This window comes from Streptomyces sp. NPDC001204, from assembly GCF_053598035.1.
The window spans coordinates 403,144-422,856 of record NZ_JBSFJL010000003.1 but is presented as its reverse complement, the minus strand read 5'-3'; the positions used below and the strand labels follow the sequence as shown (position 1 = coordinate 422,856).

The 19,713-nt window shown below is 72.2% G+C and carries 13 protein-coding genes; 5 read left to right on the top strand and 8 right to left on the bottom strand.

Annotation, left to right across the window (positions count from 1 at the left end; all coding sequences use genetic code 11):
- Positions 1-554 precede the first annotated feature (554 nt).
- Both ACWC91_RS07360 and ptsP read left to right on the top strand, forming a co-directional pair.
- Positions 555-1,004 carry a PTS sugar transporter subunit IIA gene (locus ACWC91_RS07360; RefSeq protein ID WP_141362943.1) on the top strand — a complete coding sequence of 150 codons (450 nt, stop codon included), beginning with the start codon at positions 555-557 and terminating at the stop codon, positions 1,002-1,004.
- A 92-nt stretch (positions 1,005-1,096) separates the two neighbouring features.
- Entirely contained in the window at positions 1,097-2,767 is a 1,671-nt protein-coding gene (gene ptsP / locus ACWC91_RS07355) for a phosphoenolpyruvate--protein phosphotransferase (RefSeq protein WP_225076015.1), read from the top strand.
- Positions 2,768-2,838: 71 nt separating this feature from the next.
- Here ptsP and ACWC91_RS07350 read toward each other — a convergent pair whose 3' ends face one another.
- Both ACWC91_RS07350 and ACWC91_RS07345 read right to left on the bottom strand, forming a co-directional pair.
- On the bottom strand, positions 2,839-3,729 hold the full coding sequence (locus ACWC91_RS07350; RefSeq protein WP_225076014.1) for a hypothetical protein: 891 nt from the start codon (positions 3,727-3,729) through the stop codon (positions 2,839-2,841).
- 127 nt (positions 3,730-3,856) lie between these two features.
- On the bottom strand, positions 3,857-5,833 hold the full coding sequence (locus ACWC91_RS07345) for an acetoacetate--CoA ligase (RefSeq protein WP_450643908.1): 1,977 nt from the start codon (positions 5,831-5,833) through the stop codon (positions 3,857-3,859).
- A 214-nt stretch (positions 5,834-6,047) separates the two neighbouring features.
- Between ACWC91_RS07345 and ACWC91_RS07340 the strand changes: the two genes are divergently transcribed.
- Positions 6,048-8,414, top strand: coding sequence for a glycoside hydrolase family 31 protein (locus tag ACWC91_RS07340; RefSeq protein ID WP_450643907.1), 2,367 nt, complete (start codon positions 6,048-6,050; stop codon positions 8,412-8,414).
- A gap of 52 nt (positions 8,415-8,466) precedes the next feature.
- Here the strand turns inward: ACWC91_RS07340 and ACWC91_RS07335 are convergent, their stop codons facing one another.
- Positions 8,467-9,003, bottom strand: coding sequence for an NUDIX domain-containing protein (locus ACWC91_RS07335; protein ID WP_450643906.1), 537 nt, complete (start codon positions 9,001-9,003; stop codon positions 8,467-8,469).
- Between the two features lie 253 nt (positions 9,004-9,256).
- Between ACWC91_RS07335 and glpK the strand changes: the two genes are divergently transcribed.
- Positions 9,257-10,777: a glycerol kinase GlpK gene (gene glpK / locus ACWC91_RS07330; protein ID WP_450643905.1), complete on the top strand. Its 1,521-nt coding sequence runs from the start codon at positions 9,257-9,259 to the stop codon at positions 10,775-10,777.
- A gap of 76 nt (positions 10,778-10,853) precedes the next feature.
- On the opposite strand, the gene ACWC91_RS07325 is transcribed toward glpK, so the two are convergent.
- From ACWC91_RS07325 to ACWC91_RS07305, 5 genes are read right to left on the bottom strand one after another with little or no spacing between them, the layout of a single operon-like run.
- Entirely contained in the window at positions 10,854-11,459 is a 606-nt protein-coding gene (locus ACWC91_RS07325) for a GTP-binding protein (RefSeq protein ID WP_225076009.1), read from the bottom strand.
- On the bottom strand, positions 11,440-15,078 hold the full coding sequence (locus ACWC91_RS07320; RefSeq protein ID WP_450643904.1) for a hydantoinase B/oxoprolinase family protein: 3,639 nt from the start codon (positions 15,076-15,078) through the stop codon (positions 11,440-11,442). The genes ACWC91_RS07325 and ACWC91_RS07320 overlap by 20 nt, the downstream gene beginning before the upstream one ends.
- Before the next feature lie 24 nt (positions 15,079-15,102).
- On the bottom strand, positions 15,103-15,495 hold the full coding sequence (locus ACWC91_RS07315; RefSeq protein WP_225076007.1) for a DUF742 domain-containing protein: 393 nt from the start codon (positions 15,493-15,495) through the stop codon (positions 15,103-15,105).
- Between the two features lie 9 nt (positions 15,496-15,504).
- The gene (locus ACWC91_RS07310; protein ID WP_450643903.1) at positions 15,505-15,948 is read right to left on the bottom strand and encodes a roadblock/LC7 domain-containing protein; all 444 of its coding nucleotides are present in this window, start codon (positions 15,946-15,948) and stop codon (positions 15,505-15,507) included.
- On the bottom strand, positions 15,945-18,791 hold the full coding sequence (locus ACWC91_RS07305; protein WP_450725828.1) for a nitrate- and nitrite sensing domain-containing protein: 2,847 nt from the start codon (positions 18,789-18,791) through the stop codon (positions 15,945-15,947). Before ACWC91_RS07305 ends, ACWC91_RS07310 begins: the two co-directional genes overlap by 4 nt.
- Before the next feature lie 423 nt (positions 18,792-19,214).
- Between ACWC91_RS07305 and ACWC91_RS07300 the strand changes: the two genes are divergently transcribed.
- Positions 19,215-19,676: a hypothetical protein gene (locus ACWC91_RS07300; RefSeq protein WP_225076004.1), complete on the top strand. Its 462-nt coding sequence runs from the start codon at positions 19,215-19,217 to the stop codon at positions 19,674-19,676.
- The last annotated feature ends 37 nt before the right edge of the window (positions 19,677-19,713 follow it).

Here is a 19,713-nt window from a genome sequence, read left to right as displayed (position 1 = left end):
TCCCGTAATCGGGATGAACACCACGAGAGCGGTGCGAGAGGAGGAATGATCCCCTCGCACACAGCGTCCTCGCTGTGTTTTTCAAAGGAACCTCGCCCCAGCAGATGCTGGAGACGGGGTATCAACATATCTGGCGTTGATTTTTGGCACGCTGTTGAGTTCTCAAGGAACGGACGCTTCCTTTGTACTCACCCTCTCGGGCTTTCCTCCGGGCTTCCCTTCGGTGATCCAAACTCTATCAGGCTTTTCCGGTCTCTCTGACCACCGTCCTGCAGACATGCAGAAGGTGATCCCGAGATAGGATCTGACAAGTATGGGTGCTGCCCGGCAAGGACGCCTGGTGACGTCACTCAGCCCCGAGCAGGGGTACGACTGTACATGGATCCGCGGAGTGGGTGCAAATCGTTTCGTTTGGTGGTCTAGACCACCAACGTGAGCTGTGTAAGCTCTCGCCCGTAACCGGTACTTACCGTGACATAGCCTGCTGCCACACTGCGCCGTCTCCGGCGAGGCAGTGACGGCGCACATGAATCTCCACCCCTGGGAGGCTTCCCATGACCACCGTGACGTCCCCCGTCGCAGGACGCGCCATCGGACTGGCCGCCGTGCCGGATCCGGTCTTCTCCGGAGCCATGGTCGGCCCCGGCACGGCGCTCGACCCGGTACGCGAGCCCGCCGACGCCGTGGCCCCCGTGGACGGAGTCATCGTCTCGCTGCACCCGCACGCCTTCGTCGTCGTCGACGAGGAGGGGCGCGGGGTGCTCACCCATCTCGGCATCGACACCGTCCAGCTCAACGGCGAGGGCTTCGAGCTGCTGGTGAAGAAGGGCGACACGGTGGTGCGCGGCCAGGCGGTGGTGCGCTGGAACCCCGCCGCCGTCGAAGCCGCCGGCAAGTCCCCCGTGTGCCCCATCGTGGCCTTGGAGGCCACCGCCGACAGCCTCTCCGATCTCCGCGACAACGGAGAGGTGAAGGCCGGCGACCGTCTCTTCACCTGGAAGTGACAGCACTGCCTTCCCAGGGGCGGCCTTCCCGGGGACGGCGTACAACAACCACCGCGGCGGTGGGACCCGCCGCACTATCGGAGACGGGTGAGATGGAGACAACGCTGCGAGGCGTCGGTGTGAGCCACGGTGTGGCGATCGGCGAGGTTCGGCACATGGGGACGGCGGTGCTGGAGCCGCCTGCCAAGCAGATCCCCGCGGAAGAGGCGGAGCGTGAACAGGGGCGCGCCCGTCAGGCAGTGGAGGCCGTGGCGGCCGATCTGATGGCACGCGGCAATCTGGCCGGGGGCGAAGCGCAGGCGGTGCTCGAGGCTCAGGCCTTGATGGCGCAGGACCCCGAGCTGATGGCGGATGTGGATCGGCGTATCGCCGTCGGCAGCACGGCCGAGCGCGCGGTCTACGACGCGTTCGCCGCCTACCGGGACCTGCTCGCCGGTGCCGGTGAGTACCTCGCGGGCCGGGTGGCCGACCTGGACGACGTGCGGAATCGTATCGTCGCCCGTCTGCTCGGTGTGCCGATGCCGGGTGTGCCGGACAGCGACGAGCCGTACGTGCTGGTCGCCCGTGACCTGGCGCCGGCGGACACGGCGCTGCTGGACCCGACCCTGGTACTGGGCTTCGTCACCGAGGAGGGCGGGCCGACGAGTCACAGCGCGATTCTGGCGCGCGCGCTCGGTGTGCCGGCCGTCGTGGCGCTGCCCGGCGCCGTCGAGCTCGCCGAGGGCACGGTCATCGCCGTCGACGGCAGCACCGGCGAGATCTTCGTGAACCCCGGTGAGGAGAAGAAGGCGCAGCTGGAGGCCTCGGCCGCCGAGCGCAAGGCGGCGCTGGCCTCCGCGACCGGTCCCGGTGCCACTTCGGACGGCCACAAGGTGCCGTTGCTCGCGAACATCGGCGGTCCCGCGGACGTGGCCGCGGCGCTCGCTGCCGGTGCCGAGGGTGTCGGTCTGTTCCGGACCGAGTTCCTGTTCCTGGACGACAGCAAGAACGCGCCGTCCGAGGAGAAGCAGGTCGAGACCTACCGGCAGGTGCTGGAGGCCTTCCCCGAGGGCCGGGTCGTGGTGCGTGTGCTGGACGCGGGCGCGGACAAGCCGCTGGACTTCCTGACGCCGGGCGACGAGCCGAACCCGGCTCTCGGTGTGCGGGGGCTGCGGACGCTGCTCGAGCACCCCGAGGTGCTGCGCACCCAGCTGTCGGCGCTCGCCAAGGCGGCCGAGGGCCTGCCGGTCTACCTCGAGGTGATGGCCCCGATGGTCGCGGACCGCACGGACGCCAAGGCGTTCGCGGACGCGTGCCGTGCCGCGGGGCTGCGGGCGAAGTTCGGTGCGATGGTCGAGATCCCGTCGGCCGCGCTGCGGGCGCGCTCGGTGCTCCAGGAGGTGGAGTTCCTGTCGCTGGGGACCAATGACCTGGCGCAGTACACCTTCGCCGCCGACCGTCAGGTGGGTGCGGTGTCGCGGTTGCAGGATCCCTGGCAGCCCGCGCTGCTCGACCTGGTCGCGATCGCCGCCGAGGCGGCACGGGCCGAGGGGAAGAGCTGCGGGGTCTGCGGTGAGGCCGCGTCCGACCCGCTGCTCGCGTGCGTGCTGACCGGTCTGGGTGTCACCTCCCTGTCCATGGGTGCTGCGTCGCTTCCCTATGTACGGGCGACGCTGGCGAAGTACACGCTGGCGCAGTGCGAACGCGCGGCCGCGGCGGCGCGTGCCGCGGACAGCGCGGACGAGGCGCGCGCCGCGGCGCAGGCGGTGCTGTCCGGCGAGTGACCGTGGCCGGCCGTTCGCAGGCTGGACTTCGAGGGGCGCTCCACCTGTCGGGTGGGGCGCCCCTCGGGTGTTCAGCCGTGTTGCGGGGCCGGTCCTTCTTCTGCTCCGAGGTCGGGCGGCTCGCCGTAGTCGACGCCGGATTCCGGGGAGATCAGGTCGCCGGATTCGATGTCGGTGCAGTAGGCGTCGAAGACCTCGCCGGCGGTGAGGGGTTCGAGGCCGCCGGCGTGCAGGCGCCAGCCGTAGACGCGGTCGGCGGTGCCGGGGGCGGTGGTGCGCATGACGAGCCCGCCGGGGCCGTCGGTGGCGATGCCGAGGGCGAGGACCGTGGTGAACTCCAGGGCTTCGGCTTCGTCGAGTTGTGTGGCGTCGCCTTCGTCGTCGGCGTGGAGGACGGCGAGGAGGGTTTCGGGTGTGCCGGTGACGCTGCACACAAGGTGCCGGTTGCCGGGCGGGGCGGTGTCGAGGATGCGGACGACGAGGTCCGCGGCCCGGGCGAAGGCGGCGCGGCCGATGTTCTCGCCGCAGGAGGCGCAGGGGCCGAGCCGGGCCAGCAGGGTGGAGGCGTACTCCCAGGTGGCCTGGCGGACGGCCTCGTCGACGAGGTCGGGGACGAGTTCGGCCAGGGGCCGGCCGTCGTAGGGAAGGGTGGGGCCCCTGCTCGCGAGTTCGGCGGTGAAGCGGGCGCGGCTGGACGGGATGTCGGGGTCGAGGCCGGTCGCCGCGCAGTATTCGGCGTACTCCTCGGGGTCGAAGAGGGCCACCGTGGTGTGGCCGCCCTGAGCGGCCAGGAGTTGGAGGAGTTTCTCGACCTGGTGGAGGTAGGCGGTGTGGTCGTCGAACGTGAAGCTGCGGTAGCGCCGCATGGCGCGGAAGTCCTGTTCGTCGGTGAGCAGGCCGATGGTGCCGGCGATCTCCCGGCGCAGGACGCGCCGCATGGTCAGGTGGTCGGTGTGCGCCATGTTTCCCCCTGTGAGCGCAGTCGATCAATGCTCACTCACCGTAACCGGAGCCACTGACAACGGGGGCGGGCAGGCGTTCATGGAGCCTGCGGGTCCCCCCACCGTGGGCGGTGGGGGGACCCGGCGCTCAGGCGCGCTTGCGGGCCAGCTCCTCGTAGAAGCGCAGCAGGTCGAGGTCGTCGACCGAGCCGGGGTTGACCGCCTTGTCCAGCGGCGTGCCCTGGAGGAGGCGCTTGACCGGGACCTCGATGCGCTTGCCGGTGAGGGTGTGCGGGATGCCCGGCACCTCGATGACCTCGTCGGGGACGTGGCGTGGGGAGAGCTGTTCGCGGATGGTCCGCTTGATGCGGTCGAGCAGCGCGTCGTCGAGGGCGGCTCCGGGTGCCAGCTGCACGAAGAGGGGCATCCAGTAGCCGCCGTCGGGCTGTTCGACGCCGATGACGAGGGATTCCTTGATCTCGGGGAGGCGTTCGACGGCTTCGTAGATGTCGGCGGAGCCCATCCGCACGCCCTGGCGGTTGAGCGTGGAGTCGGAGCGTCCGTGGATGATCACCGAGCCACGGGAGGTGAGCGTGATCCAGTCGCCGTGGCGCCACACGCCGGGATACATGGCGAAGTAGCTGTCGTGGTAGCGGCTGCCGTCGGGGTCGTTCCAGAAGTGGATCGGCATGGACGGCATGGGGTTGGTGACCACGAGTTCACCGACCTCGTCGACCAGCGGTGTGCCGTTCGGGTCCCAGGACTGGAGGTCGGTGCCCAGGCACGGGGCCTGGAGCTCGCCGATGTGGACGGGGAGGGTCGGTACGGCTCCCGCGAAGCAGGAGCACACGTCGGTGCCGCCGCTGACGGAGGCGATCCACAGGTCCGCCCCGCTCTCGGCGAACTCGTCGTGCAGCCAGCGGAATCCGTCGGGCGGGAGCGGCGATCCGGTCGTCGCGACGCATCGCACCGTCGACAGGTCGAAGTCGCGCGAGGGGTGCACTTCCGCCTTGCGGCAGGCCATGACGTAGGCGGCTGAGGTGCCGAACAGGGTGGCTCCGGTGCGTGCGGCGATACGCCACTGGGCGCCTGTGTCGGGGTAGCCGGGACTGCCGTCGTACAGGATGACCGTGGTGCCGGTCAGCAGTCCGGAGACGAGGAAGTTCCACATCATCCAGCCGGTCGACGTGTACCAGAAGAACCGGTCCCCGGGGCCGAGGTCGCAGTGCAGGCCGAGCTGCTTGAGGTGCTCGACGAGGATGCCGCCCTGGGACTGCACGATCGCCTTGGGCAGGCCGGTGGTGCCCGAGGAGTACAGCACCCACAGGGGGTGGTCGAAGGGCACCGGTTCGAAGACGGGGTCGACGTCGGCGGAGGTCAGGTCGGACCACTCCAGGGCGCCCTCGGGGGCTTCGGTGCCCAGGAGGGGGATGTGGACGACCGCGCGCAGGGTGGGCAGTTCGCGGCGCAGTTCGGTGACGACGTCGCGGCGGTCGTGCTCCTTGCCGCCGTAGCGGTAGCCGTCGACGGTGAACAGGACGACCGGTTCCACCTGCTGGAAGCGGTCGAGGACGCTGCGGGCGCCGAAGTCGGGGGCGCAGGACGTCCAGACGGCGCCGACGGCGGCCGTGGCGAGGAGGGCGACGACGGCCTGGGGGATGTTCGGCAGATAGCCGCTGACCCTGTCCCCCGGGCGTACACCGAGGGCGCGCAGCTCGGCGGCCAGGGAGCCCACCTGGCGGCGCAGCTCGGTCCAGGTCACCGGGCGCGGTTCGTGTGTCTCGTCGACGTGGAGGAGGGCGGGTTCGTCCGCGCGCGTGGCGGCCGCGCGCAGGGCGTGTTCGGCGTAGTTCAGGGTGGCCCCGGGGAACCATTCGGCGCCGGGCATCGACCGGTCGCCCAGCACACGCGCGTAGGGGCTGGTGAACCGTACGTCGAACCACTGCGTCACGGCTTTCCAGAAGGCTTCCAGCTCGTCGACGGACCAGCGGTGCAGGGCCGGGTATCCGCCCAGGGCCGGGGCGCCGTGGTGCTCGGCCGCCCAGGACTGGAACTTCGTGATCTGTGCCTGGGCGATCCGCTGCGGATCGGGCTGCCAGAGCGGCAGGGGGTTCGCGGTCGACATGGGGCGGCTCCCGGACTGTGCGCGTCGTGTGCGTCGGTCCGCGCACGTGCTGGGGTGTGCGCGTGACGCGGCTGACACGGACGATGCCATGTGATCGACTTCTACACCAGGGTGCACCGCACATAGTCCGCGTCGTGAAGATGTGGTCGCGGCATGGATGAACGGCAGTTGAACGCCACGCGCGTCAACGGCCGTCGATGGCAGGGTGAGCAGCATGGACGGTCGTGACCTGGTGCGTTCGGTGAAGGCGGTCGGTTCGGCGGGGGTGGCCCAGGGGTTGCGCACCGTACGCGCCGCGTGGCGCCGGCGGCGCGCGGACGCCGTCGGCCTGCCGTCGCGGGAGGCCGAACGCGCGCGGGTGCCCGGTGCGGTGCGGGACGTGGAGCCCGGGCCCGGGGGCGGTGTCGTCCGATTCGCCCGCTCGGAGCTCCGTATCGCCGTCGCCGGGAACGGGGCCGTCTTCTGGGGGTGGGACGGCGCCGGGCCCGAGCCGTCGTACGCGCTCGCCGGCCCGTGCCCGGAGCCGGACCCGCGCGCGGTGCTGGAGCCGGACAAGGACGGTGGCTGGCGGGTCGTGGCGGAACGGGTCACCCTCGGTGTCTCGCGGCACGGCGCGATCGAGGTCCGCACGCCCGGGGGTGTGCCGCTGCGCCGTGACCTGCCGCCCCGGTGGTGGGAGCCGGACGGCGGGGGCCCCGGACGGTGGTCGCAGCGGTCGGAGGTGGCGGCCGACGCGCGGTTCTTCGGTCTGGGCGGCCGGGCCGGCGGTCCCCGGCTGCGCGACGGCACCTATCGCCTGTGGAACACCGATCCCGGCCATGCGCTCGGTCCCTGTGACGACCCGCTCCAGGTCACCATGCCGGTCCAGCTGGTCGTGGCCGAAGCGGGCACGCACCTGGTGTTCCACGACAACTCCTGGGACGGCACGGTCACGCTCCGGGAGGGTGCGGAGGGCGCCGGCTCGGGCCACGACCGGGCCGGGGCGAGCGAGTTCAGGATGGACGGCGGTCCGCTGCGCTGCTGGGTGATCGTCGGCGCCCCCGCGCGCGTGGCGCACGTCTGGTCCTCCCTCACCGGACCGGCCGCGGTCCCGCCGGCGTGGGCCCTGGGACACCATCACGCGGGGTGGGGTTCCGGCGGCGAACAGGAGGTGCGGCGGATCGTCGCGGGCTATCACGAGCACGAACTGCCGCTGGACGCCGTGCACCTGGACACCGACCACCACGACGCGCACCAGGTGTTCACGGTCGACGAGGGCCGCTACCCCAAGCTGCCGGTGCTGGCCGAGGAGCTGCGGCGGGACGGGATCCGGCTGGTGTCCGTCGTCGAACCTGCCGTGAGGGCCGCGCCGGGGAACGCCGTGTACGACGGCGGAACGGCCGTGGACGCCTTCGTGCGGGACGCCTCGGGCCGGTTGGTGCGGGGCGTCGCCCGGCCAGGAGAGGCGGTTTTCCCGGACTTCACGCACGCGCGCGTGCGGCAGTGGTGGGGCGGCTTGTACCGGGAGCGGCTGGGGCAGGGCTTCGCCGGTTTCCGGCACGACATGAACGAGCCGACCTCCTTCGCCGCCTTCGGCGAGACGACCCTGCCCCGGTCGGCGCGGCACGCCCTGGAGGGCCGGGGCGGTGACCATCGCCAGGCGCACAACGTGTACGCCCTGTGCATGGCCGAGGCGGCGTACGAGGGGCTGCGAGACCTGGTGCCCGAGGAGCGGCCGTTCCTCTTCTCGCGCTCGGGCTGGGCCGGGACGCAGCGCTACGGCGGCACCTGTTCGGGCGACGTGGCCACCGGCTGGCCGGGGCTGCGGGCGTCGCTGTCCCTGGTGCTGGGACTGGGTCTGTGCGGAGTGCCGTACTCCGGCCCGGACGTGGGCGGGTCGGCCGGCGGCCCCTCCCCCGAGCTGTATCTGCGCGGGCTTCAACTGGGGTCCCGTCTGCCGTTGTTCCGCACGCACGCGAGCCCGCGGGCGGAGCGCGGGGAGCCGTGGGAGTTCGGAGCGGAGGTCCTGGAGCACGCGCGCGTGGCGCTCGTCGAGCGCCGGCGCCTGCTGCCGTACTTCGTGACGCTCGCGCACCTGGCGCGGCGCACCGGGGCGCCCTATGTGCGGCCGCTGTGGTGGGGCGCGCCGGAGGACCGGGCTCTGCGGGACTGCGAGGACGCCTTCCTGCTCGGCGACGGCCTGCTGGTGGCGCCCGTGCTCGACCCCGGTGCGGAACGGCGGGCGGTGCGGCTGCCGCGGGGCCGCTGGTACGACACGGCGACGGGACGGGCGTACGAGGGGCCGGGGCAGGTGCTGGTCGACGCCCCGCTCGCGCGGATTCCGGTGCTCGCGCGAGCGGGCGCGGTGATCCCCGTGCGGGGTGAGGGCGGCGGCCTGGAGCTGGAGGTGTGGGCGCCCGCCCAGGGGCGGACGGGCGGCGGGCTGGTGGTGCCGGACGCGGGCGACGGCTGGGAGGAGCCGGAGCTCGAACGCTACGCGACCCGTTGGCAGGACGGGGAGGTCGTCGTCGAGCGCGAGCGGGAGGACGGTGCCGGCGAGCCTCCCCACCCGGTGCGCATACGGGGGCTCGGCGCGTCCTGAGTCCGGGCGGGCACCGAGCGGCCGTTGGGGCGGGTGCGGCCTTTCAGAGGTATCAGAGGTAACGGCCGTCGAACCAGGCCCGGACGGCCCGGGTGTGCAGCGGGAAGGCGAGCTCGGCGGGCCTGCGCAGCAGGCGCCGGTCCTCCGTCTCCTCGGTGGCGGTGAACTGCGGCAGGCCCTCGGCGGGGCGCTCCGGAAGCAGTCCGAAGAGCAGCAGGTGCCCGTCGGGCGAGCTCATCGCGTCGGCGAGCCGCACATCGCGCGCGGCCGCCTCGATCCCGGTCTCCTCCTGGAGCTCGCGGACGACGGCCTGGCGCCAGTCCTCGTGGTCGTCGATGTAGCCGCCCGGCAGGGCCGTTCCCCCGCGCGCGGGGGCGATGGCGCGGGTGATGACGACCAGGGCGGTGCCCCGGGTGTCGTACACGGGCTGGAGGGCCACCGCGACCGGCAGCGGGTTGCGGTAGGCCACGGTGCCGCAGGCCGGGCAGGTGCGGGGCCAGCCGGTGACGCCCTGGTCGTAAGGCGCTCCGCAGCTCGAACAGTGGGAGTGCGGTACGGAGTTGGCGGCCGGGTCCGGGGTTTCGGGCACGCGCGGACTGTATCCGATCAGTGGGCGGACGTCTTCCGCCGGTGGTCGTCACGGTTGCCGCCGGTGTCCTTGACGCTTCCTGTGCGCGGGGGAACACTTCCCCCACTCCCCGGACCCGGGCGTCTCGGGCGTCGGCGCTCCTGCCGCCCATCCCGGGCTGCATTCGTCAATGTGGGACAAACTGTTACCAGTGAGGGCGAGGGGACGGATGGTCCCGGCCCTCGGCCGCTTCTCCACTCCCCAAGGGACAGCCATGACGGACAACGCCGAGAGGTTCGTGGCCGCCATCGACCAGGGCACCACCTCGAGCCGCTGCATCGTCTTCGACCACAGTGGCGCCATCGTCGCCGTCGACCAGCGCGAGCACCGCCAGATCTTCCCCAAGCCCGGCTGGGTGGAGCACGACGCCACCGAGATCTGGTCGAAGGTGCAGGCGGTGGTCGCGGGCGCGGTCGCCAAGGCGGGGCTGCGTGCCGACCAGCTCAGCGCCCTCGGCATCACCAACCAGCGCGAGACGACCGTCCTGTGGGACCGGGCCACCGGCAAGCCCGTGCACAACGCGATCGTCTGGCAGGACACGCGGACCGCGGCGCTCTGCAACGAGCTGGGCGGCTCCGAAGGGCAGGATCGCTTCCGCGAGCAGACCGGCCTGCCTCTCGCCAGCTACTTCTCCGGCCCCAAGGCGGCCTGGCTGCTGGACAACGTGCCCGGCCTGCGCGATCGCGCCGAGCGTGGTGACATCGCCTTCGGCACGATCGACACCTGGCTGATCTGGAACCTCACCGGCGGAGTCCACGGCGGCCGGCACGTCACCGACGTCACCAACGCCGGCCGCACCATGCTGATGAACCTGCGGACCCTCCAGTGGGACCGGTCGATCCTGTCCGCCATGAACGTCCCCGAGGCGATGCTGCCCGAGATCAGATCCTCCTCCGAGGTGTACGGGACCGCCGTCGGCCAGCTCGCCGGGGTGCCCGTGGCATCCGCGCTCGGCGACCAGCAGGCGGCCGTGTTCGGGCAGGCCTGCTATGACGTGGGCGACGCCAAGAACACGTACGGCACCGGCAGTTTCCTGCTGCTGAACACGGGCAACCGGCCCGTGCCGTCCAAGAGCGGCCTGCTCACCACCATGGGCTACAAGATCGGCGACGAGGCCCCGGTGTACTGCCTGGAGGGCGCCATCGCCGTCACGGGCGCGCTGGTGCAGTGGTTCCGCGACCAGCTCGGCATCATCCGCACCGCGGACGAGATCGAGCCGCTGGCGGCGAGCGTGGAGAACAACGGCGGTGCGTACATCGTGCCCGCCTTCTCCGGCCTGTTCGCGCCGTACTGGCGCTCCGACGCGCGCGGGGTGGTCACCGGCCTGACCCGGTACGTCACCAAGGCGCACCTGGCGCGGGCCGTGCTGGAGGCGACCAGCTGGCAGACGCGCGAGGTCGTGGACGCCATGTACCAGGACTCCGGGGTCCGGCTGACGACCCTGAAGGTCGACGGCGGCATGACCAAGAACAACCTGCTCATGCAGCACCAGGCGGACGTCCTCGACGTGCCGGTGATCCGTCCCAGGATCTCCGAGACCACCTGTCTGGGCGCCGCGTACGCGGCCGGGCTGGCCACGGATGTGTGGAACGACCTCGAAGAGCTCAAGTCGCACTGGCAGAAGGACGCCGAGTGGACCCCGTCCATGGACGCCGCCGTCCGTGACCGCGAGTACCGCAACTGGCGCAAGGCCGTGGAGAGGAGCTTCGGCTGGCTGGAGGACGGCGAGAACTAGGAGTCCCCTGGCCCCTCGTGAGCGGCCCCTGCACCGGCCCCTGCCCAAGGGCCGGGGCCGGGCCGCTCACGCGGCGTCAGACGGCGGTGGCCCGGCGGCGGTCCGCGGCGCGGGCCATCGCGTGCTGGACGACCTCGATGAGGACCTCCTTCACCGACTCGCGTTCGCGGGCGTCGCACAGCAGCAGCGGAACGTGGTCGTCGAGGTCGAGGGCCTGGCGGACGGTGTCCACGGGATGGCGGGCGGCGCCGTCGAAGCAGTTGACGGCGACGAGGAAGGGGATGGAGCGCCGCTCGAAGTAGTCCACGGCGGCGAAGCAGTCCTCGAGGCGGCGGGTGTCGGCCAGCACGACCGCGCCGAGCGCGCCCTCGGACAGCTCGTCCCACATGAACCAGAACCGCTCCTGCCCCGGCGTCCCGAACAGGTACAGCACCAGGTCCTCGCGCAGCGTGATGCGGCCGAAGTCCATGGCCACCGTGGTGGTGTGCTTGCCCTCCACGCCGCTGACGTCGTCGACCGGCCGTCCGGCCTCGGTCAGCAGCTCCTCGGTGCGCAGCGGCCTGATCTCGCTGACCGCGCCGACGAGGGTCGTCTTGCCCACGCCGAAGCCGCCGGCCACCAGGATCTTGAGCGTGACGGGCTCGACCGGGGGCTTGCCGCGCTCAGAACGGCCGAAGATCATCGATCTCTTCTCCTGCTCGGTGTGGGTCGGGCGACGGCGGCCCGTATCCTCCGCCGCCGGGGGTCTCGACGACCAGTACGTCGCCGGGGGCGACGTCCGCGGAGTCGCTTCCGCCGAGTTCGGTGACCGTGCCGTCCGCGTGTTCCACCCGGTTGGCGCCCAGTGCCCCGGGCTCGCCGCCCGCCATGCCGTAGGGGCGTACCCTCCGGTGCTGGCAGAGCGTGGAGACGGTCATGGCCTCCAGGAAGCGGATGCGGCGCACCGCGCCGTCCCCACCCGGCCACCGTCCTGCGCCGCCGCTGCCGTGCCGGACCGTGAATTCCTCCAGCCGTACGGGCAGCCGCCATTCGAGGACTTCGGGGTCGGTCAGCCGGGAGTTGGTCATGTGCGTCTGGACGACGCAGGCGCCGGGGAATCCGTCGCCCGCGCCCGAGCCGGAGGCGACCGTCTCGTAGTACTGGTGGCGCTCGTTGCCGAAGGTGATGTTGTTCATCGTGCCGGAGCCCTCCGCCTGGACGCCGAGCGCCGCGTAGAGGGCGCCGGTGATCGCCTGGGAGGTCTCGACGTTGCCCGCGACGACGGCGGCCGGGGGCCGCGGGGAGAGCATGGAGCCGGGCGGCACGATGATCTCCAGGGGGCGCAGACAGCCGTCGTTGAGCGGGATGTCGTCCGCGACCAAGGTGCGGAAGACGTACAGGACGACCGCGTTGACCACGGAGAACGGGGCGTTGAAGTTGGTCGCGAGCTGCGCGGAGGTGCCGGTGAAGTCGATCGTCGCCGACCGGCGTTCGCGGTCCACACGCACGCGTACGTGGATGACGGCGCCCGAGTCGGTCTCGTAGGCGTACTCCCCGTCCTCCAGGGCGTCGACGACCCGGCGGACGGCCTCCTCCGCGTTGTCCTGGACGTGCCGCATATAGGCCTGGACGACATCGAGGCCGAAGTCCTCGATCATGCGGGCGACCTCGTCGACGCCCTTCTGGTTGGCGGCGATCTGGGCGCGCAGGTCGGCGAGGTTGGTCTCCGGGTTGCGGGAGGGGTAGGGCGCGCCGGTCAGCAGGCGGCGGGTCTCCTCCTCGCGCAGGCGGCCGTTCTCGGCGAGCAGCCAGTTGTCGAAGAGGACGCCCTCCTCCTCGATGGTGCGGCTGCCGGCCGGCATGGAGCCCGGCGCGATCCCGCCGATCTCGGCGTGGTGACCGCGCGAGGCGACGTAGAAGAGGATGCGGTCACCCTCTGTGCCGGCGGTGTCGAACACCGGGGTGATGACGGTGACGTCCGGCAGGTGCGTGCCGCCGTGGTACGGGTCGTTGACGGCGTAGGTGTCGCCCGGCCGCATCCGGAGTCCGCGGCGCCGGATGACCTCCTTGACGCTGGTGCCCATCGAGCCCAGGTGCACGGGGATGTGCGGGGCGTTGGCCACCAGGTTTCCGTCCGGGTCGAACAGGGCGCAGGAGAAGTCGAGGCGCTCCTTGATGTTGACCGACTGGGCCGTGGACTCCAGCCGGGCGCCCATCTGCTCGGCGATGGACATGAAGAGGTTGTTGAACACCTCCAGCAGGACCGGGTCGGCTTCCGTACCGAGATCGGAACTCTGCGTGACCGCCACGCGTTCCAGGAGCAGATGCCCGTCGTCCCGCGCCACGGCCCGCCAGCCGTCGTCGACGACGGTCGTCGCACTGGCCTCGGTGACGATCGCGGGGCCGGTGACGGCCTCGCCGGGTGGCAGGTCCTCACGGCGGTGGAGGGGTACGTCGCGCCAGGCGCCGCCGGTGTGCAGACGGACGGTCTCCGGGTCGCTGGAGCGACCGGCGCGGGCGGGGTCGTACGGGGAGAGGGCGGACAGATCGGGGGGTTCGGTGATGCCGGTGGCTTCCACGGAGAGGGCTTCGACGACGATCGGGCGGTCGAGCGTGAAGGAGTACGTGGCGCGATGACGTTCTTCGAAGGCGCGCCGCATGGCGGCGGGCTCGGTCAGCTCGACGGTGAGGGTGGTGTCCGTGCCGTCGTAGCGGAGCTGGGCGCGGCGGGTGACGCGGACGCGTTCCTCGGGGACGTCCTCGGCGCGCAGTTCCGCGCGGGCCGCGCCCTCCAGATCGTCGGCGGTCTTCAGCACGACCGGCATGGCGGCGGGCTCCAGGGGTGCTTCGACGGACTGCTCGCGCATGGCCGTGGTGTCGGCCAGGCCGATGCCGAGCGCGGACAGGACGCCCGCCATGGGCGGGACGAGCACGGTGCGGATGCCGAGCGAGTCGGCGACCATGCAGGCGTGCTGTCCCCCGGCGCCGCCGAAGGTGGTGAGGGCGTAGCGGGTGACGTCGTGGCCCTGCTGCACGGAGATCCGCTTGACGGCGTTGGCGATGTTGGCGACGGCGATCCGCAGGTAGCCCTCGGCGACCTGCTCGGGGGTGCGGTCGTCGCCCGTCCGCTCACGGATCTCGCGGGCGAGGCCGGTGAAGCGTTCGCGGACGAGTGCCTCGTCGAGGGGCTGGTCGCCGCCGGGGCCGAACACCTCGGGGAAGTGGGCGGGCTGGATGCGGCCGAGCATGACGTTGGCGTCGGTGACGGCGAGGGGGCCTCCGCCCCGGTAGCAGGCGGGTCCCGGCTCGGCGCCCGCCGAGTCCGGGCCGACCCGGTAGCGGGAGCCGTCGAAGTGCAGGACCGAGCCGCCGCCGGCGGCCACGGTGTGGATGTCGAGCATGGGGGCGCGCAGCCGGACGCCGGCGATCTGCGTGGTGAGGACGCGTTCGTACGCGCCCGCGTAGTGGGAGACGTCGGTGGAGGTGCCGCCCATGTCGAAGCCGATGACCCGGTCGAAGCCGGCGAGCCGGGACATGCGGGCCATGCCGACGATGCCGCCGGCGGGGCCGGACAGGACGGCGTCCTTGCCGCGGAACTGTCCGGCCTCGGCGAGCCCTCCGTTGGACTGCATGAACATCAGCCGCACGCCGTCCAGTTCGTCGGAGACGTGCTGGACGTAGCGGCGCAGCCCGGGCGACAGATAGGCGTCGACGACGGCGGTGTCGCCGCGCGGCACGAGCTTCATCAGGGGGCTGACCTCGCTGGACAGCGAGATCTGCGGGAAGCCGACGCGGGCGGCCAGCTCGCCGACGGCCCTCTCGTGCGCGGGGTGCAGATGGCTGTGCAGGCAGACCACGGCGACGGCGCGGATCCCGTCGTCGTACGCCTGCCGCAGGGGTCCGGCCAGCGCGTCCAGGTCGGGGGCGCGCAGGACGGTGCCGTCGGCCGCGATGCGCTCGTCGACCTCGACGACCCGCTCGTACAGCAGCTCGGGCAGCTCGATACGGCGGGCGAAGATCCGCGGGCGGTTCTGGTAGGCGATGCGCAGGGCGTCCCGGAAGCCGCGGGTGACGACGAGGACGGTCCGCTCGCCCGTGCGCTCCAGCAGGGCGTTGGTGGCCACGGTGGCGCCCATGCGGACCGACTCGATGGAACGGGCGGAGCCGTCGAGGAGGGCTCGGATGCCCGCGACGGCCGCGTCGGTGTACCGCGCGGGGTTGTCGGACAGCAGCTTGTGCGTGACCAGACGGCCGTCCGGGCGGCGCGCGACGATGTCGGTGAACGTGCCGCCCCGGTCGACCCAGAACTGCCAGCCCGTCATGTCACCACCCTGCTCTCCCACCGCTCACAGCGCCCGCAGGCCGTTGATCACGTCCCGCAGGATGCTCTCGTCCGGCAGTTCCGCGGGCGGCACGGGACGCGTCACGTGGACGTACTCCTCGTCCACGAGGTCGCCCACGAGCACGCGCACCACGCCGACGGGCAGATCGAGTTCCGCGGCGAGTTCGGCGACCGACTGCGGGGAGCGGCACAGCCCGACGATGTCCACGTGTTCCGGGGACAGCGTGACGTCCGCCTCCGGGTCGTCCACATGGGGTTCCGTGACGACCACCGCGATCAGGTCGAGGCGGTGCTGGGCCGCATGGCTGGTGCGGCCCCGCGTCATGGCGTACGGACGGACCACCGGTCCGGCCTCGTCGTCGAACCAGTGGCTTCGTGCCTGACCGTCTCCGCTCATGTCATCCCACTACCCGCCTCGGGGCACATCGGTGCGCGGAGCGGCACCCAGATGCGCACCGACCCGCTTGACCAGCAGTGTCATCTCGTAGGCCACCTGGCCGACGTCGGAGTCGGCGTCCGACAGGACGGCGAGGCAGCTGCCGTCGCCGGCCGCGGTCACGAACAGGAAGGCGTCGTCGAGCTCGACGACCGTCTGCCGGACGCCGCCCGCGTCGAAGTGCCGGCCCACACCCTTGGCGAGGCTGTGGAAGCCGGAGGCCACGGCGGCCAGGTGCTCGCTGTCCTCCCGGGTCAGGTCCTTGGACACGCCGGTGGCCAGTCCGTCCCGGGACAGGACGATGGCCTTGCGGATGCTCGCGACCCTGTCCACGAGTTCGTCGAGGAGCCAGTTCAGCTCCACCTTGTTCGCCTTGTCCGTCGTGGTGTGGCCGGTCGCCTTCGGTGCGGTCATCGACCGTCCCCCTTTGTCGTTCCTTGTGCCGTGCCGCCGTCCGGGGCATGGTCCCCCGCGGCGTTCTCCTCGCGCCCGCGCCGCCAGCCGCGCTGGAGCGAGGCCATCCGGCTGCGTACCTCGTCGGCGTCGCGTTCGGCGGGGTCCGGGCCGGCCCCTTCGGGCCGGTCGGGGCTCCGCTTCAGTTGCGGGGCGAGACTGGCCTGCCGTCTGCGCCGGGGCAGCGGACCCGCGTCGGGTCCCGGGCCGCCGGGTGCCTCGGCCGGGTCGCGCCCCTCGCCGTCCGGCCCGCCGGCGGGCGCGGGCCGGACGGTGCGCCGCGGAAGGGCCGGAGTCTGCCGCGGCCCCTGGCTCGTGGCCGGGGACTCCTCGGTGCTGTCGCGTCGCCCGCGTCCGTCGGCCGCCGCCGTGGCCGGTCCGGGCGGGGACTCGCCGCGACGGCGGGTCGGCAGCGGGGCCGCCGGTTCGCGCTCGGGGCGGCCGGGACCCACCGGGTCCTCGGGCCCGGCCGTCTCGCGGCGGGACCTCTGCTCGGTGACCGGGCGTCCGTGGGAGCTGACCAGCTTGGGTGTCCGGCGCCGGGGCAGCGGGACCGCGCGCCCCGGGTTCTCCTCCTCGCCGGTCTCCTGCGGCGCGCCACGCCGGCTCGTGCTCTGCCGGTGCTGGGCGAGGCTGCGGGGCAGCGCCTCGTGCGCCGTCTGCCGGGCGGGGGAGGGGCGCGGGCCGAACAGTCCGCCGCGTTCGCCGGCCTCCTCGTCGAGGACGTCCGGGAAGTCCTCGATGGAGTCCAGGTCGACGGGCGCCTCCAGCTCCACCGGCCCGTCCAGGACCGAGGCGGGCAGTCCGGGCAGTTGCACGGGTGCCTGGGCGAGAGCGGCCCTGCGGCCTCCCTCCCGGTCGGCCTTCGCGGTGGGCCGGTCGAGGCGGAAGCCGACGCCGTTGGTGTCCGGGACGTCGTCCGTCAGCAGCGCGTCGGGGATGAAGACGATCGCGGTGGTGCCGCCGTACGGGGACGGCTGGAGCGAGACCCGGACGTTCTGCCGCCGGGCGAGCCGGCTGACCACGAACAGTCCGAGCCGGTCGGTGTCGGAGAGCTCGAACTCGGGTGTCTCGGCGAGCCGGAGGTTGGCGTCCAGCAGCGTCTCGGCGGCCATGCCGAGGCCCCGGTCGTGGATCTCCAGGGTGAAGCCGTTGGCGACGCGTTCGCCGACGACCTGGACCGCGGTGTGCGGCGGCGAGAACACCGTGGCGTTCTCCAGGAGTTCGGCCACGAGATGGGTGAGGTCGGCGACGGCGGGGCCGGTGACCGCGGTGCGCGGGAGCCGCCGGACCTCGATGCGTTCGTAGTCCTCGACCTCGGCGACGGCGGCGCGCACGATGTCCATCAGCTGGACGGGCTTGCGCCACTGCCGGGACGGGGCGGCGCCGGAGAGGATCACCAGGCCTTCGGCGTGCCGGCGCATACGGGTGGTCAGGTGGTCCAGCCGGAACAGGTCGGCGAGTTCGTCGGTGTCCTCGGTGCGGCGTTCCATCGCGTCGAGGAGGGTGAGCTGCTTGTGCAGCAGGACCTGGCTGCGACGGGCGAGGTTGACGAAGACCTCGGAGACGCCGGCGCGGAGTTCGGCCTGTTTGACGGCGGCCTCGACGGCGGCCCGCTGCAAGGTGTTGAGGGCCTGTCCGACCTCGCCGATCTCGTTCCTGTCGAACTCCAGGCGCGGGACCTCGGTCTCGACGTCGACCTGTTCGCCGGCCGACAGGCGGCGCATCACGCTGGGCAGCCGGATGCCTGAGGCCTCGTGGGCCTCCAGACGCAGTTGCCTGAGGTCGCGGATGAGACCGCGGCCGACGCGCACGGACAGGACGAGCGAGACCAGCACGGCGATCAGTCCGAGGACGCCCGCGACGGCGGCCTCCAGGATGACGTCCATCGCGACCGGGCGGACACGGTCCTGGAAGCGGTCGTTCGCCTCGTCGTTGAGGGTGCCCAGCTCGTCGAGGACGTCTCCGGCGGCGGTGTCCCAGCTCTGCACGCTCACCCCGCGCGGTGTGCCGGACGTGCTGGAGACGGCGGCCTGTTCGGCGGTCCGCAGCGGAGCGGAGGAGGCATTCCGCCAGAAGCGGTCGTAGCGGCCGCGTTCGGCGGAGGGCAGCAGGGGCAGGTCGACGTCGTACAGCAGGGAGCGCTGGGCGACCAGGTCGGAGATGCCGCGGGTCTCGTCGCGGGAGAGGCGGCCGACGATCAGCGAGGAGCCGAACAACGCGTCCTCGCGGGAGAGGAGTTCGCGGGCCTGGGCGAGACCGACCAGGGCGCGGTACTGCCTGGCCAGGTCGACGTCGTCGACGACGTGGAGGTTGGCGAGCAGGGCGTAGCAGGGGTCGATGAGCTGGTTGTAGAGGTCGAGTGCCTGGGCGCGTCCGACGGTGCGGTCCTCGACGCTGCGGCGCAGCGAGTCAATGCCGTCGAAGGCGTCCAGCGCGACGCTCAGGCGTCCCGCGCCGGACGGGCCGAGCGCTTCGCGGACGTCGGGGTTCTTCGCGGTCCTGCGGATCCTGGCGATGGCCTCGTCGGTGGCGCTCCTGCTGCGCCGCAGTGCGGCGAGGCCGTCGGAGGCGCGGGGGTCGGCGAGATGGACGAGGGTCTGGCGGCGTTCCTGTTGCAGGCCCCGGACCGTGTCCTCGGTGGGGTAGGCGACTTCCTCCACCACGGAGGACGCGTTGAACAGCTGCGTCACCTGCCGCCCGGTGATCAGTGTGGCGAAGGCCCAGATCGCGGTGAGCGAGAGCAGCGGCACGAGCAGCAGCGCCACGATCTTCCGGCGGATGGACTTCCCGCGAAAGCGCATGGCCTCCCCCAGCTCGTCCCCCAGAGGCCCCGGGGTACACATGTGCGTCAACAAACGGCGCGAGCCTACTACCGACATGCAGTCAACTCGAAGAGTCGTCCGGAGCCAGTACTTCCGTATGGGTGCCGGGAGCGGGCGAGTTGTCGGGGCATTGCGGGAGATGCCGGTCCGGAAGGCCGTGGTGGCGGGGGCACGGGAACGGGGCGTCCGGCCTGGTCGGTTGACCGATTTTTTTCGTCGGCCGGGAATCTTCGTGACGTCTCGTTCGTCCTTGTCCATGGGAGATGGGGGCGGAATCGGCCACAGGAGACGCAGTGCGCCTCCGGGCCGCGTAAAACAGCGCAAGCCGGGCAGCCACTGAGGAGCCGATTCTTCGGGCACCGGGGCGAGCGGTCTGCCGGCGGTGGGGAGGGACGCAAAGTGATGGGGACAGCGGAGCGACCGGGGGCGTACGGGTCTTCGGTGCACACGGGCGGGCGGGACGGGCAGCCGTCCTACAGGCCGTTGTGGGTCGAGGAGCCCGCGCGGCGGCGCAGGCTGCCGGATCCGGTGCGTTCGGCCGCCGTGCGGGCGGTGCTGATCGTGTCCGTGACGCTGATACAGGCCGTGGTGGCGTTCCTGTTCAGCGTGTCCGGGTCGTGGCTGGCGTTCCCGATGCTTCTGAGCAGCGTGGCCGGCACCGTGGTGGCCACCTGGGCGGCGCTCGACGTGTGGGTGACCCGCCAGGTGTGGAACCAGCGCAACGGCGTGGTCTCGGTGCCGAGCAGCACCGCGCGTGCCCTTCGGCGGGAGCTGCGCCAGGCGCGGCGGGAGGCGCGGGCCGCCGAGCGGGCGCGGAAGCGGATACGCGGCCGGAACGGCTCGGGGCAGCTGTCGCATCCGTAGGGATGACCCGGCCGCCGGCGGGCGGCGGCCGGTCGTG

What these genes read in the sequence shown, in the direction of transcription:
- ACWC91_RS07360 (WP_141362943.1), top strand. Translation starts at nt 555, where the DNA reads ATGACCACCGTGACGTCCCCCGTCGCAGGACGCGCCATCGGACTGGCC.
- ptsP (WP_225076015.1), top strand. Translation starts at nt 1,097, where the DNA reads ATGGAGACAACGCTGCGAGGCGTCGGTGTGAGCCACGGTGTGGCGATC.
- ACWC91_RS07350 (WP_225076014.1), bottom strand. Translation starts at nt 3,729, where the DNA reads ATGGCGCACACCGACCACCTGACCATGCGGCGCGTCCTGCGCCGGGAG.
- ACWC91_RS07345 (WP_450643908.1), bottom strand. Translation starts at nt 5,833, where the DNA reads ATGTCGACCGCGAACCCCCTGCCGCTCTGGCAGCCCGATCCGCAGCGG.
- ACWC91_RS07340 (WP_450643907.1), top strand. Translation starts at nt 6,048, where the DNA reads ATGGACGGTCGTGACCTGGTGCGTTCGGTGAAGGCGGTCGGTTCGGCG.
- glpK (WP_450643905.1), top strand. Translation starts at nt 9,257, where the DNA reads ATGACGGACAACGCCGAGAGGTTCGTGGCCGCCATCGACCAGGGCACC.
- ACWC91_RS07325 (WP_225076009.1), bottom strand. Translation starts at nt 11,459, where the DNA reads ATGATCTTCGGCCGTTCTGAGCGCGGCAAGCCCCCGGTCGAGCCCGTC.
- ACWC91_RS07320 (WP_450643904.1), bottom strand. Translation starts at nt 15,078, where the DNA reads ATGACGGGCTGGCAGTTCTGGGTCGACCGGGGCGGCACGTTCACCGAC.
- ACWC91_RS07315 (WP_225076007.1), bottom strand. Translation starts at nt 15,495, where the DNA reads ATGAGCGGAGACGGTCAGGCACGAAGCCACTGGTTCGACGACGAGGCC.
- ACWC91_RS07310 (WP_450643903.1), bottom strand. Translation starts at nt 15,948, where the DNA reads ATGACCGCACCGAAGGCGACCGGCCACACCACGACGGACAAGGCGAAC.
- ACWC91_RS07305 (WP_450725828.1), bottom strand. Translation starts at nt 18,791, where the DNA reads ATGCGCTTTCGCGGGAAGTCCATCCGCCGGAAGATCGTGGCGCTGCTG.
- ACWC91_RS07300 (WP_225076004.1), top strand. Translation starts at nt 19,215, where the DNA reads ATGGGGACAGCGGAGCGACCGGGGGCGTACGGGTCTTCGGTGCACACG.